The following is a 13,186-nucleotide window of genomic DNA, read 5'->3' as shown; positions in this document are numbered from 1 at the left end:
TATTGAGTTAATATTTGCATATTGCACAAAATGCTGGTTGCCAAATTCCCTCTTTCAAAACAGCTTGCTTATGCCTGCGGGATGATAGGCTGGAGTATCATGACCAATATAATAATTGTGATGCTGCCGTATTTTTATCTGCCTCCCTCCAACTCGGGATTAATTCCGCTTGTACCGCAATTGCTGGTATTTGGCGTGCTTAACATCATGTCGATCATTGCGGCTTCGGGTCGGTTTGTTGATGCAGTTTTTGACCCCTTAATTGCCTCATTGAGCGATAAAAGCACCAACCCCAGGGGCCGTAGAATACCATTTATGAAATGGACAATTTTACCGGCTGTTGTTTTTTGCGCGCTAACGTTTTGCCCCCTTGTAAAGGCCGAAAGTATAGACAATGCAGCCTGGATCTCGTTCACGCTTGTATGCTTTTTTATGGCCGCCACCAGCTACATTATCCCCTATAATGCCTTATTGCCCGAGCTTACAAATACCGCTGCCGAAAAGGTAAAACTTTCATCCCTGCAACAGGTAGGTTTTGTTATAGGTATCATTATATCGGCATTGGTGAATAACTTTGCCGATTTGGTGCAACACATTTTTCATGTAACAGATCGCAATTCAGCTGTGCAGCATACTATTTGGGGGTTATGTGGCTTTGCAGGCCTGATTATGCTAATCCCGGTTTTAGCTATTGAGGAAAAAAAGTATTCAAACATTACTCCCTCTCATTTGCCTTTGCTGGCAGCTATCGGGAAAACCTTCGGCAACCGTAATTTTAAATACTACCTGATCTCGGATTTCTCGTACTATATGTCATTGAGTATCATATCAAGTGGATTATTGTTCTTCCTGACAGTATTACTACACCTGCCAGAATCTATGGGGGGCATACTGATGGGATCTATGGTATTATTTTCGCTTGTATTTTATCCGTTCATTAATTACCTGTCAAAAAAAATAGGAAAAAAACCCATTGTGCTTTTTTCCTTTGGCCTGCTGAGCCTCATTTTTGTGGCGATATTTTTCCTGGGTAAATTTCCGATATCGCCAACCGCGCAAATTTATATGCTGGTGCTAAGCGCTTCTTTCCCGCTGGCCTCGCTGGGCATATTACCCAATGCAATACTTGCCGAAATAGCCCAGAGCGATGCTGAACGAACCGGCGAAAACAGCGAAGGGATGTTTTTTGCAGTAAAATACCTGTTTGTAAAATTAGGGCAAACACTGGGAATAGCCCTGTTTGCATTTTTAACAGTGTACGGAAAAGACCCTGGACATGATTATGGTCTGCGCCTTAACGGTATCTGTGGCTGTGTACTATGCCTGCTGGCTATTGTATTTTTTAGCAGGTTTAAAGAGGCAAGGGTAAAGGGTTGATTGGGTTTATTAAGTGAATTAGTATTGTATATACCAAATGCCTTATACGCTGACCTTTCGAAACCCGCCCCGCAACCGTGCAGGCAAGGGTTCCATTTGCGGGTGAGCTTTTCATCAAAGGCCGTTCAATATATTTATTTGGTCACCGTATTTAAAAAGCGCTCAACAGTATAGGTAGCCAGCTGACCGCCCGGGCCGTTTAAATTATAATCAAAGCCATGGGTAGCCCAGGGCAGCTTCAGTAAAAAATGCCTGATGCCGTTTTGTTCAAGCTTTAAATTCAATCGGCGGCTATGCTCGGGCGATACAAGTACATCGTTATCTCCATGGATAATTAAAGTAGGCAAAGAATGCCTGCTCACAAATTCAAGCGGCGAGCAAGCTGCAAATTTATGAGGAACCTCCTGGTAGCTGCCGCCGATATAATCACGCATCACCTTACGTGAATCCATAATCAGTGGACTTGTTGGTATGGAATATCCCCAAACCATGTCGGCCGGGCCATAATAGTCAATCACAGCTTTTAAACCCGGCTCATGCAATGTATAAGCAGCCAGTAAAGCTATCTGCGCCCCGGCCGAACGGCCCAGTAACACAAAATTATTGGTATCAATATTTAATTCGGCCGCATGCTTGCGCAAGTAGGCTATTGCGTTGCGAACGTCCTCTACAGGAGCAGGGGTTTGATATTTAGGTGCAAGGCGATAGGTTATGGCGGCCACATTATAGCCCGCTACGGCCAGGTAGCTGTTTAGCTCTGGTAATTGCTTACTATCTCCTTTACTCCAGGAGCCTCCGTGAACTATTACAACGCAGGGCCTGTTGCCAACTCTTTGAGATGGAAAATAATCCATATGCAAGTTTAAGCCCGGGGAGCTGTTATAAATGATAGTCCTGCCTGCAACCTCTTTATTGCTCTTAAACATATTCCAGAAACTGTACGGAGGCTGGGTATCAATCCCATCAATAACAGTGCTGCCAGGCCCAAACGCAGCCTGGAAATTTTGTTTTAAACTGCCTGCTAAATGGTAAGCGCTTACTATTGGAGACGTAAATAACACCAAGGCTATAATACCGGCGATGGTACCGGCGAGCTGGTGTTTTGAGGTGTAAAAACCGGCTAACAGGGTTATCAAAGTAAGTATGATAAATATCCAGCAAAACTCGGTTGCAATAATGGCAAGCATCCATATATGTAATTCGAATGCTTTTAAAATAGTAAGTGACGATATGAGCAATAGTAAAATGCAGATTATAAAACGGATCATGCGGCTTTTTTATGAAATAAATATTCGCTTACGATCCACACGTTACCATTGTTTTAGCCCTGCCCGTTACCATTTTCCAGGCTTTGGCATCTGGCAAAGAATTGCCTGCTAATAATTCTTTATCTGTTTGGGCCTGTGCCACGCACGAAAATAGGAACGAAACAGCCAGAATAATGAGCAAATATTTTATTATGGTGGTGTTCATCTCTATAATGTACAAAAATTTTGATTGCAAGCGATTTTAACCCAGGTAAAAATAAAAGAGCCATCACACTGTTTGGGTATGTGATGGCCTATATTTTACGCTTATAACAAAATTTTTATACCAGGTTCTTTTTAATGTAGCCAATACTTTGCGCAATACTGTCAAACGGATCGCCGGGGCATACATCCTGCTCAACAAAAAAGTATTTCATGCCTGCTTTTTTTGATTGTGCCAAAATCTTTTTAAAATCGATAACACCATTGCCTACTTCTGTAAACTTCTTTTCAGGAGTTTTGTCCATATCCTTAACATGCAACAGTGGGAAACGACCAGGATATTTATTGAACAATGCTATGGGGTCTTGCCCTGCTTTGGTTGTCCAGTACAGGTCCATTTCCATTTTTACCAGGTTGGGGTCGGTGTTGGTCAATAATATCTCATAAGGATATTTTCCATCCTGCTGCACAAATTCAAAATCATGGTTGTGGTAGCATAGCTGTATCCCCGCACTTTTACAGGTATCACCTGCAACATCAAGCATATTGGCTATATTTTTATAATGATCAAGGTCACCACGCTCCGATTGGGATAAATAAGCGCATACCATATATTTAACGCCTACCGCAGCGGCATCGTCAACGGCTTTTTTCCAGTCGTTTAAAATAGTGCCTTTTTGCGATTCACCGTTAACCAGTTCCTCACCAAGGCGATAATGCGCACTTGGCATGATCAGGCCTTCCTGGTTTAAAACACTTAAAAATCCTTTGGCGTTCATGCCATAAAATAATTGGGAGCCTGTATAAGTAGCCCCCTCAACAGAGGTAAACCCTAATTTGGCTACTTTAGCCAATGCGGCTATTGGGTCTTTTGCCATTGCATCGCGTACTGTATAAAGCTGCAAGCCTATTTGTTTTTTGTCGTAAGCAAATAAGCGGGGCGCTGCTAAAAGCCCGGCTGTAAACACCGCCGAAGTTTTGAGAAATGAGCGTCTGGTAGTCATTGTTTTTCGTTTTAGTAATTGGTTACTGTAAATATAGCGTATTAGCCGTACCAAAACCAAAGACTTGAAATAATTTGAATGGTTTAGAAGAATATATAATAATTGTTACCATTTCGGTATAAATAGTATTCCTGTATTATTATATCCATCAATTAAGTAGACCTTTTTACATATAAACAAGATTCTTTTCCATAAACTTGCAGTGTAAATAGTTGTTTATCATAAACACCCAGTCGTAAAACATGAGTCCGGAGTTTTATCAGCAAATTTTTAACAAGCAGCAAAAACTTGAGTATATCCCTTCAAATAAGGAAATTACCAGGTGGGCGCTACGGGTCATTCATTTATTGTACCCTGAACAAACCGCAAAAATGTTTGCAACTGTTGATGAGTTGAAGGCGGAGTTTGTTTTACTGGAGGCCGAACTTTACAGTATCATGGAGGCCACAAAAGCCTGCGGCGATTGTGATAATAAGAAGCGTGCTGCTGTTTTTTTTGAACAACTGCCGCAACTTTACCAGGTACTCAACACAGATATCCAGGCCATATTTAATGGAGACCCGGCTGCACGCAGCGAGTTTGAGGTTATCAGAACCTATCCTGGCTTTTTTGCTATTTCGCTGTATCGGCTGGCGCATCGTTTATATGTAAGTGATGTTCCCTTAATCCCGAGGATATTAACCGAATATGGCCACTCCAAAACAGGTATTGATATACATCCGGCGGCAGTTATCGGCGAGTATTTTTATATAGATCATGGTACTGGAATTGTCATAGGCGAAAGTTGCAGTATCGGCTCACACGTAAAATTATACCAGGGTGTTACCCTTGGTGCTTTAAGTGTTGATAAAAGTATGGCATTCACTAAACGTCATCCTACGGTTGAGGATAATGTAGTTATATACTCGGGAGCTACTATACTGGGTGGTGAAACGGTTATTGGCAATAATAGTATAATTGGGGGCAATGTTTGGCTTACCAAAAGCCTTCCCCCTAACTCAAGGGTATACCACACACCAAACATCCGCATACTTAAAAAGTTAAGCAGGCGGATCTTTGGAGAAAATAGATAAATTACATCTCCTACAACGAAACAAATTATGGCTGCACTGATTGATCTGATAGGCAATACGCCTATGGTTGAAATAAAAAAGCTAAACCCTAATCCCAACGTACAAATATTTGCCAAGCTGGAGGGCAATAATCCCGGCGGCAGTGTTAAGGACCGTGCATCCCTCAACATGATCCGCAGTGCTATTGAACGTGGCGATATTAAGCCGGGCACTAAGCTTATTGAAGCTACCAGCGGCAATACCGGTATTGCACTGGCTATGATAGCCCGCCTGTTTGACCTGGAAATTGAGCTGGTAATGCCATCAAATTCCACCCGCGAACGAACGCTTACTATGGAGGCTTTTGGAGCTAAAGTAACCTTGCTGGAAGGCATTGAACTTTGCCGTGATTATGCCGAAGAAAAAGCAGCTACCGGTGAATTCTATTTAGTAAACCAGTTTGCAAATCCAGATAATTACGGAGCTCATATTAAAACTACGGGACCCGAGATTTGGCGGGACACTGAAGGCAAAATAACCCATTTTGTAAGCGCAATGGGTACAACAGGCACCATTATGGGCTGCTCCATATACCTTAAAAAACAAAACCCCAGTATACAGATAGTGGGCTGCCAACCTACTGAAGGCTCATCTATCCCGGGAATCCGCAGGTGGTCGGCTGCTTACCTGCCAAAAATATTTGATGCTTCAAGAGTTGACAGGGTGATGGATATCTCTGAAGAAGAGGCTACCCAAATGGCCCGTAAACTGGCTAAGGTTGAAGGTGTGTTCGCGGGCATGAGCAGTGGCGGCGCCTTATCAGCAGCCATAAAATTAGCTACTGAATTAAAAGAAGGCGTAATTGTGTTTATCTGCTGTGATCGCGGCGACCGGTATTTAAGCAGCGAGCTTTTCGGGTAGTTTATTACTTACCTAAATCGTAATTGATAACCACTGTTGGCAGCAAGGTAGCATTATCCATAGGCACCTGGTTGGTTGATAAGATAGGCTTGCGTTTAGCATAAAATTCATAAACCTCTTTCAACAAAGCTTTACTTGGGATAGGCGGCTGATTAAATCCTATCGAAAACGGGATCACAAAATCATGTGCTTTTTCATGATCGGGAATGATCCATTTATGATTGGATTTTTTAAGCGCTTCAATAACCGGAGTAGTTAATATGTAATCATCAGCATAATAAACAACAATTCTTTTAATAGTACCCTTTTCATCAGCTGTAAATTTAAAAACGGCTGTTCCGGTTGCCTTCTTGCTAACTATCTCGGGCGATACTTTCAGGCTATCCCTGAAAAAGGAGGTCATTACCGGAGCTCCTCCCTGGAAAGGGAATACCTGCTCTGTTTGAGCCATACTATAAACTGAAGATAAAACGGCGGCGACAATTAATATGATCTTTTTCATTTATTCTTTTTTTGGTTATTCTTCTTTGGGTTCTCTTTTGCTTCCTTCATACAGCTCATACTCAAATAAGCGGCAATCCAGCTTGCCATTGTAAAATTCTATTCTTCTTGACGGGCGCAAACCTATCTTTTTCGCCAGGTCGGGATTGCCGGTAAAAACATATCCCCTATATCCCAGGCATTTCTTTTTCAGGAAATCACCCATTCTTTTGTAGGTAACCTCCAGTTTGCTGTGTACGCCTAAACGCTCACCATATTCCGGGTTAAACATTACAACACCAGCATCCCCGGGCACTTCAGTGTCTTCGAAGTCACAAACAGCAAAATCAATCAAATGTTCTACACCAGCTGTTTTTGCATTTTTTTGTGCGATATCAATCGCGTCTTCAGATATATCGGTAGCTATAATTTTAAAGCCGGTTTCTTTTTTTGCCTTATCTTTTAATTTGCGGCGTTCGGCAAAAAACACGGTCTCGTCATAACCCATAATATGCATAAAACCATAGTTCATCCTAAATAAGCCCGGATGTTTATCTGTAGCCAGCAAGGCTGCTTCAATAGCCAGTGTGCCAGATCCGCACATGGGGTTAATGAAAGTACTCTTCCTATCCCAATTGGTGGCCATTATGGTTGATGTGGCTAAAGCTTCCAGCATAGGAGCCTTACCCGGTATTTTACGGTAACTATGCTTGGCAAGTGTTTCGCCCGATGTATCCATAAAAATATCCGCATCACTATCCTGCCAGTAAAGGTGTACCAGCGTCTTATTTGCCTCCGAGCCAGAATTTGGCCTGATGTCTTTTACAGATTTAATTCTGTCAACAATGGCATCCTTTACTTTCACATTGGCAAACAATGGCGTAAGTATATGCTCGTTATTAACGTTTGATGTTACAGAAAAATATCCGCTAAAATCTATTAACATCTCCCATTCAATGGTTACCAGTTCATCATATAGCTGCTTAGGGTCATCGGCCTTAAAGCTTTTTATAAGGTAAAGCACCTGGCTTGCGCAGCGCAGGTTTAAATTAAGGGCTATAGTATCAGTTACTGTGCCCTTGAGCTCAACCCCGGTTTGAAAAACGCGGGTTGGCGTATAGCCCAATTCCTCTACTTCCTGCTGAAGGTAGCCCGACAGCCTTTTATTACAGGTAATTATTATTTTACTCTCGTTGTGGAAAACTTGCATAATATTTTGCGAATTTATGAATTAAAAAGCCCCTATTTTAATTTCCTAAGCATTAACTTTACATTTTAAATTTTTTAAGATTATGGAAGTTAAAGGTAAAGTACATGAGGTGTCGCCAACACAGCAGGTAACAGAGTCACTAAAAAAGCGTGAACTGATAATTGAGTATGTTGAGAATCCACAGTATCCCGAATATTTAAAGTTTGAAGCCATACAGGATCGTTGCGCGTTAATGGACAACGTAAAAATTGGTGACGACGTTGAAGTTTTCTTTAACCTGAAAGGCCGTCCATGGACTGATAAAACAGGCAAGAAAAGCTATTTCAACTCATTGCAGTTATGGAAAATTAACGTTTTGTCGGGTGCAGGTGCCGCCTCAACCCCAGAATATGCAGCGCCGGCAGCTGATATCAGCTCATCAAGTGATGATGACGACCTTCCGTTTTAATCGGGTTGCTCATTAGATATTTAAAAGCTCCTTTTGTTAAAGGGGCTTTTTTTGTTACATATAAAACAGCAATACCCTATTCTTCAAATCGTTATTGTATATTAACAATTGTTAAATTTTGTTAAATGCCCCCGTTTGTTGGGTTATTTAAAATAATTTTGTTTGTTAACAAATGAAGAAAAGAAGCATAGGATTGATTATTGGACTAATGGGACTTGCACTTTTAGGTGTAATGGCCATGCAATTATACTTTTTAAGGCAATCGTATCAAATGCAATCCGAACTATTTGACCGTTCTGTTAACGAGGCGCTCAATAACGTGGTATCAAAAGTAACCAAACAGGATGCCAATAATTTTTTAAGCTCCAGAGCTCAAAATAAAGTTACGGATGTAGATGAAGGGGGAATTAAAATTGTTAAAAGTAATTCAAACAAGGCATATGACTTAAACTCAAAGAACAAGGCAACTTATAAACAACGAAGGATTGCACTTTTGCGTGATAGCCTTGAACGAATGATCATGCACAAAAAGCTGGATGATGAGTTGAGCAATTTATTAATGCAGGAGGGTACTATTGATTTCAGCGTTGAAGAGCAAACAGATGAATTTGGGGTTGTGCATGTAAGGTTTACCCCGCAAGCTGTAAGAACACGCATAACAAAAATTAAAATACCCAAAAAGCTACATAAATATGATACGCTAAGGTATTTTTACCAGGACCCAATGATAGGCAAGCAGTTGACACTGCAACTTATACCCAACCCCCTTTGGGAGCGCGAGCAAAGACGCAAACAAAAGGAAAAGCAAGTTTACCAGATCAAAAAAATGCTGGAGACCGATTCCCTCCAAAATTTAAATAATAGCAAAATTAGCGTTATCGAAAATCTGGCAGAAGATTATCGGAAATCCGGGCAGCCGCTAACCAAACGCCTAAGTCGGTTTTGGATTGATTCCCTACTCCGGTTCGAACTCCATAATAAAGGAGTGTACCTGCCTTTTAGCTATGAAGTTTCAACAGCCAATAATGATTCGCTTATATTTTCAAGCGCCAATGATCTGGAAGGTAACAAGCCTGTATTTATAGCGGCAAACACCTACCAAACCCCTATTTTTAGTAAGGATGTGATCAATGATCCAGGCAAAATAAAGCTTACATTCCCTCAAAAAAACTCACTCATATTAAGCCATATGACGGCTACAATGGGTACCACAGGCGGTTTGCTGCTGGTGCTGATTTTTTGCTTTGGGTACACTATATTTTCTATCCTAAAACAAAAAAAAGTATCGGAGATGAAAATAGACTTCATCAACAACATGACCCACGAGTTTAAAACCCCTGTATCAACCATCATGATAGCAAGCGAGGCTTTAAAAGATACCGAAATTACAAGCGACCAAAGCCGGGTATCGCGCCTTGCCAACATAATTTTTGAAGAGAACGAACGTTTAGGAAGCCATATAGAAAGGGTACTTAATATTGCCCGTATAGAAAAGAATGATTTTAAGCTCGACAAAAAACCACTTGATGTAAACGATATGATAGCCGTTGTATTGGATAGCATGACGCTTAAACTGCATAAATGCAATGCCAAAACAACACTTGAGCTGGATGCAGAGCATGCCGTTATCATAGCTGATGAGCTGCATTTTTCAAACGTGCTGTATAACCTTATTGACAATGCCATAAAATATAGCGTTGACCATCCGGAAATCACCATCAGCACAGTTAACAGGAATGGGCAGGTTGTTATAAAAGTTGCTGATAAAGGTATCGGGATGAGCCGCGATCAGCAGACAAAAATATTTGAACAGTTTTATCGAATTCCAACAGGAAACCTTCATGATGTAAAAGGTTTCGGCCTTGGCTTAAGCTATGTAAACACCATAGTTAAACGCTTGAATGGTACCATAAGCGTAAGATCCGAAAAGGAAAAAGGGTCGGAATTTGAATTGAAATTTGGGTTGGCGTAGGGAGTCGGAAAGTCCGGGAGACAGTAAAATCCGGAAGTAAATAATTGAAATAAAATCTTCCGGACCTTCCGAATATCGGACTTCCGGGCAAAAAAACATGAAGAAAATACTACTGGTTGAGGACGATGCCAATTTGGGTTTACTGTTGCAGGATTACCTGCAGCTGAAAGGTAAGTTCGATGTTGTTTTGTGCAAGGATGGAGAAGAAGGCCTGCGTGCTTTCACCAAACAGATGTACGACTTATTGATACTTGATGTAATGATGCCCAAAAAGGATGGTTTTACTTTAGGTAAAGATATCAGGAAGATAAATCCTAATGTTCCTATCATTTTCGCCACAGCAAAAAGCATGATAGAGGATAAAACACAGGCTTTTAACCTTGGCGGTGATGATTACATAACCAAACCTTTCCGTATAGAAGAGTTGTTACTGCGCATAAATGCCCTCCTTAAACGTACCGGCGGAACCGAAAAATCTGAAGAAGAAAAACAAACCAGCTTCAAAATAGGCCGTTATTCGTTTGATTATACCTCGCAGATCATCACCATAGGCGAATCGAATCAGAAATTATCAACTAAAGAGGCCGAACTGCTTCGCCTGCTGTGCATGCGTAAAAACGAGGTACTTACCCGCGAAGAAGCACTCCTTAACATCTGGCATGATGATAACTATTTTAATGGCCGCAGCATGGATGTGTTTTTAAGTAAGATCCGTAAGTACCTAAAGGATGACCCTAATGTAGAGATCATTAACGTGCATGGCCGGGGTTATAAATTGCTTATCAATTAATCCTTGCCGGATATATCTTCCCCAAGATGGATAATGTTACCATCAAAAACTTTTACATGTAACAAATTTGTTAAGCCACAGTTATGGTTTTATGCTGATTAATAAATAGGTTTGTTATCGACTGATCTCATTATCTATTAACTATGAAACTAAAACTACTTTTTTCGTGCCTCTTATCTGCGGGCATAAGTGCTCAACTGTTTGCACAGGAAACCGTTGATCCGGCAATAGTTCAAAAAATTCGTGACGAGGGTTTAAATTACTCCAAAGTGATGGAAACCGCTTTTTACCTAACCGATGTATCCGGCCCCCGTTTGGCTAATTCTCCGGGATTAAAACGCGCGCAAAACTGGGCTGTTGAGCAATTGAAAACCTGGGGTATGGTAAACGCCAAATTAGAGCCATGGGGCAAATTTGGTAAAGGCTGGGAAGTTCAAAAAAACTATGCCGCTATTACGGTCCCTTACTATCACGCTATTATTGCTATCCCCAAAGCCTGGACACCTGGCACCGGCGGATTGATCAAAGGTGATGTGATGGTTGTAAAAGTCGATTCTGCTATTGATTTGGAAAAATACAAGGGCAAGCTGCAAGGCAAGGTTGTGATATTTGACACCAAACCACTTACCGAACGTACTTTTAAATCTGATGCAGCCCGTTATACCGATGAAGAACTGGCCACCATGGAAAAGGCAACTATGCCCCCTGCACGCGATCGCCGGGCGTTTGATCCAAACTCCCCCCAGTTTGCTGCTATGCGTAAACTACGTGCATTCAGGGCGTCTTTAGGTGAGTTTCTGTTACAGGAAAAGGTTGCTTTGGTTTTAAGCCAGGGAAGAGGCACAGATGGCACTGTATTTACCACAAACGGTGCTTCATACGCCGATACAGCTAAAGCGGTTGCGCCAGAACTGGAAACCAGCAGCGAAGACTATCAGCGCATTTTACGCCTGGTGAATGCAGGTAAACCGGTACAGGTTGAGGCCGACATAAAAACACAGTTTTTTACAGACGATATGCAGGGTTATGACGTAGTTGGCGAAATACCCGGCACAGATAAAAAGTTAAAAGACCAGGTTGTTATGCTTGGCGGCCACCTTGATTCATGGCATGCAGGAACCGGCGCTACCGATAATGCCGCCGGTAGCGCGGTAATGCTGGAGGCTATGCGTATACTAAAAGCTATCGGATTTAAACCAAAACGCACCATTCGTATTGCGCTCTGGAGTTCAGAGGAGCAGGGCTTATTTGGCTCACGCGGCTATGTGTTAAACCACTTTGGCGATCCTAAAACTATGCAGCTAAAACCAGAGCAGGCGAAGCTTTCGGCATACTACAATTTAGATAACGGTACAGGTAAAATAAGGGGGATCTATTTGCAAGGCGATTCGGCTGCAGGGCCAATATTTAAAACCTGGCTGGAGCCCTTTAAAGATTTGGGCGCTACAACGGTAACCATCAGTAACACAGGCGGTACAGATCACCAATCGTTTGACGCCGTGGGGATCCCGGGCTTCCAGTTTATCCAGGATGCTGTTGATTATGGTTCGCGCACCCACCATAGCAACCAGGATACTTACGATCGCCTGATTGAGGACGACCTCAAACAGGCCGCTACCATTATTGCCTCGTTTGTTTATAATACCTCACAACGTGCCGAAATGATACCACGTAAAGAGTTGCCTAAGCAGCAACCGGCACGCTAAGTATCATTTTAAAGTGTTCCACCGGAACGCTGGAACGCACCGGAACGGGTGGAACACCTTTCTGTTTGACTGTCAATGATTTAGATAAAGTTTAAAACAAAGACGGAACACTATAATGGCTGATTTTCAACCATTTCCATAAACGAAAAAGCCGTAAACAAAGCAAAAATCAATACTTTGATTATCAATTATATTAGATTATTTGATAGGAAAGTATTTAAAAAAAGTAAAGAAAAAACGGGAAAAATTGAGAATTATAAAGAAAAATTCAATAAAAAAAGCGATGTTGTTTTGGCATCGCTTTTTTATTGCTTTATTCTTTTATCAAATACAAATGGTTCTGTTTTAATTAAGCGGATGGATTTAAAATCATCATGCTTAGGGTCGATCAGGTAGTTGACCTCTTCGTCAATAATGGAGGATGGAACTGCTAATACAGCCGACTGCTTGTCTGCTATCCATTTATTGCCCAGGTTTTGAGTAAACAACATCCGGTCATATTCCTGCCAGTCTGGCGGCAGGTCTTCCTTTTTAATACTGATGACCGGTAAGGTATCCGGCACCTCAATGGTCATAACATTAAAAGCGAGGTTGAGGCCAACCTGGTTACGGTGAACAACGTTTTCAAGACAGGCTAATGACCGCGATGACGCCGTATATATCATCTCCACATCATTAGGGTTCCACCTGGCGGCCCTACCCGATGCTATCAGTTTACCCGAATATTTTGCAAGCGCAATACGGTATACAAGCATCG

13 protein-coding genes are annotated in these 13,186 nt (G+C 41.7%); 7 read left to right on the top strand and 6 right to left on the bottom strand.

Annotated features, from left to right (window positions below; all coding sequences use genetic code 11):
* The first annotated feature begins 30 nt into the window (after nt 1-30).
* On the top strand, nt 31-1,377 hold the full coding sequence (locus AC1DQW_RS01100; RefSeq protein ID WP_477452439.1) for an MFS transporter: 1,347 nt from the start codon (nt 31-33) through the stop codon (nt 1,375-1,377).
* Between the two features lie 134 nt (nt 1,378-1,511).
* Here AC1DQW_RS01100 and AC1DQW_RS01095 read toward each other — a convergent pair whose 3' ends face one another.
* The 3 genes from AC1DQW_RS01095 to AC1DQW_RS01085 form a co-directional block, all read right to left on the bottom strand.
* Nucleotides 1,512-2,645, bottom strand: a complete 1,134-nt coding sequence (locus tag AC1DQW_RS01095) for an alpha/beta hydrolase fold domain-containing protein (protein WP_477452438.1) — start codon at nt 2,643-2,645, stop codon at nt 1,512-1,514.
* Nucleotides 2,646-2,673: 28 nt separating this feature from the next.
* Nucleotides 2,674-2,850 carry a hypothetical protein gene (locus tag AC1DQW_RS01090; RefSeq protein ID WP_477452437.1) on the bottom strand — a complete coding sequence of 59 codons (177 nt, stop codon included), beginning with the start codon at nt 2,848-2,850 and terminating at the stop codon, nt 2,674-2,676.
* A 115-nt stretch (nt 2,851-2,965) separates the two neighbouring features.
* Complete coding sequence (locus tag AC1DQW_RS01085; protein ID WP_477452436.1) at nt 2,966-3,850, bottom strand: sugar phosphate isomerase/epimerase family protein; 885 nt, start codon at nt 3,848-3,850, stop codon at nt 2,966-2,968.
* A 242-nt stretch (nt 3,851-4,092) separates the two neighbouring features.
* On the opposite strand from AC1DQW_RS01085, the gene epsC reads away from it, so the two are divergent.
* Together epsC and cysM are read left to right on the top strand one after the other, a co-directional pair.
* Nucleotides 4,093-4,923, top strand: coding sequence for a serine O-acetyltransferase EpsC (epsC, locus tag AC1DQW_RS01080; protein ID WP_477452435.1), 831 nt, complete (start codon nt 4,093-4,095; stop codon nt 4,921-4,923).
* A 27-nt stretch (nt 4,924-4,950) separates the two neighbouring features.
* Nucleotides 4,951-5,823 carry a cysteine synthase CysM gene (gene cysM, locus AC1DQW_RS01075; RefSeq protein WP_477452434.1) on the top strand — a complete coding sequence of 291 codons (873 nt, stop codon included), beginning with the start codon at nt 4,951-4,953 and terminating at the stop codon, nt 5,821-5,823.
* A gap of 4 nt (nt 5,824-5,827) precedes the next feature.
* Here the strand turns inward: cysM and AC1DQW_RS01070 are convergent, their stop codons facing one another.
* On the bottom strand, nt 5,828-6,325 hold the full coding sequence (locus AC1DQW_RS01070) for a hypothetical protein (RefSeq protein ID WP_477413174.1): 498 nt from the start codon (nt 6,323-6,325) through the stop codon (nt 5,828-5,830).
* A 15-nt stretch (nt 6,326-6,340) separates the two neighbouring features.
* Nucleotides 6,341-7,513, bottom strand: a complete 1,173-nt coding sequence (locus AC1DQW_RS01065) for a THUMP domain-containing class I SAM-dependent RNA methyltransferase (RefSeq protein WP_477452433.1) — start codon at nt 7,511-7,513, stop codon at nt 6,341-6,343.
* A gap of 82 nt (nt 7,514-7,595) precedes the next feature.
* Between AC1DQW_RS01065 and AC1DQW_RS01060 the strand changes: the two genes are divergently transcribed.
* The 4 genes from AC1DQW_RS01060 (at nt 7,596) to AC1DQW_RS01045 (ending at nt 12,429) form a co-directional block, all read left to right on the top strand.
* Nucleotides 7,596-7,961 carry a DUF3127 domain-containing protein gene (locus AC1DQW_RS01060; protein ID WP_477400901.1) on the top strand — a complete coding sequence of 122 codons (366 nt, stop codon included), beginning with the start codon at nt 7,596-7,598 and terminating at the stop codon, nt 7,959-7,961.
* Nucleotides 7,962-8,133: 172 nt separating this feature from the next.
* A complete protein-coding gene (locus AC1DQW_RS01055; RefSeq protein ID WP_477452432.1) occupies nt 8,134-9,933 on the top strand; it encodes a sensor histidine kinase in 1,800 nt (599 codons plus the stop codon).
* Between the two features lie 97 nt (nt 9,934-10,030).
* Nucleotides 10,031-10,723, top strand: a complete 693-nt coding sequence (locus AC1DQW_RS01050; RefSeq protein ID WP_477452431.1) for a response regulator transcription factor — start codon at nt 10,031-10,033, stop codon at nt 10,721-10,723.
* A gap of 143 nt (nt 10,724-10,866) precedes the next feature.
* Nucleotides 10,867-12,429: a M28 family metallopeptidase gene (locus AC1DQW_RS01045; RefSeq protein ID WP_477452430.1), complete on the top strand. Its 1,563-nt coding sequence runs from the start codon at nt 10,867-10,869 to the stop codon at nt 12,427-12,429.
* A gap of 305 nt (nt 12,430-12,734) precedes the next feature.
* Here AC1DQW_RS01045 and AC1DQW_RS01040 read toward each other — a convergent pair whose 3' ends face one another.
* The gene (locus tag AC1DQW_RS01040; RefSeq protein WP_477452429.1) at nt 12,735-13,184 is read right to left on the bottom strand and encodes an RES family NAD+ phosphorylase; all 450 of its coding nucleotides are present in this window, start codon (nt 13,182-13,184) and stop codon (nt 12,735-12,737) included.
* Between the last annotated feature and the right edge of the window lie 2 nt (nt 13,185-13,186).

It is taken from the genome of Mucilaginibacter sp. P5_A4 (genome assembly GCF_056400605.1).
Note: the sequence above shows the minus strand (reverse complement) of the source record. Positions and strands in the feature narration are given on the sequence as shown.

Excerpts from the sequence above, each read along its gene's own strand:
- AC1DQW_RS01070 (WP_477413174.1), bottom strand. The coding sequence starts at position 6,325 with ATGAAAAAGATCATATTAATTGTCGCCGCCGTTTTATCTTCAGTTTAT.
- AC1DQW_RS01065 (WP_477452433.1), bottom strand. The coding sequence starts at position 7,513 with ATGCAAGTTTTCCACAACGAGAGTAAAATAATAATTACCTGTAATAAA.
- AC1DQW_RS01100 (WP_477452439.1), top strand. The coding sequence starts at position 31 with ATGCTGGTTGCCAAATTCCCTCTTTCAAAACAGCTTGCTTATGCCTGC.
- cysM (WP_477452434.1), top strand. The coding sequence starts at position 4,951 with ATGGCTGCACTGATTGATCTGATAGGCAATACGCCTATGGTTGAAATA.
- AC1DQW_RS01055 (WP_477452432.1), top strand. The coding sequence starts at position 8,134 with ATGAAGAAAAGAAGCATAGGATTGATTATTGGACTAATGGGACTTGCA.
- AC1DQW_RS01095 (WP_477452438.1), bottom strand. The coding sequence starts at position 2,645 with ATGATCCGTTTTATAATCTGCATTTTACTATTGCTCATATCGTCACTT.
- AC1DQW_RS01090 (WP_477452437.1), bottom strand. The coding sequence starts at position 2,850 with ATGAACACCACCATAATAAAATATTTGCTCATTATTCTGGCTGTTTCG.
- AC1DQW_RS01045 (WP_477452430.1), top strand. The coding sequence starts at position 10,867 with ATGAAACTAAAACTACTTTTTTCGTGCCTCTTATCTGCGGGCATAAGT.
- AC1DQW_RS01085 (WP_477452436.1), bottom strand. The coding sequence starts at position 3,850 with ATGACTACCAGACGCTCATTTCTCAAAACTTCGGCGGTGTTTACAGCC.
- AC1DQW_RS01060 (WP_477400901.1), top strand. The coding sequence starts at position 7,596 with ATGGAAGTTAAAGGTAAAGTACATGAGGTGTCGCCAACACAGCAGGTA.
- AC1DQW_RS01040 (WP_477452429.1), bottom strand. The coding sequence starts at position 13,184 with ATGCTTGTATACCGTATTGCGCTTGCAAAATATTCGGGTAAACTGATA.
- epsC (WP_477452435.1), top strand. The coding sequence starts at position 4,093 with ATGAGTCCGGAGTTTTATCAGCAAATTTTTAACAAGCAGCAAAAACTT.
- AC1DQW_RS01050 (WP_477452431.1), top strand. The coding sequence starts at position 10,031 with ATGAAGAAAATACTACTGGTTGAGGACGATGCCAATTTGGGTTTACTG.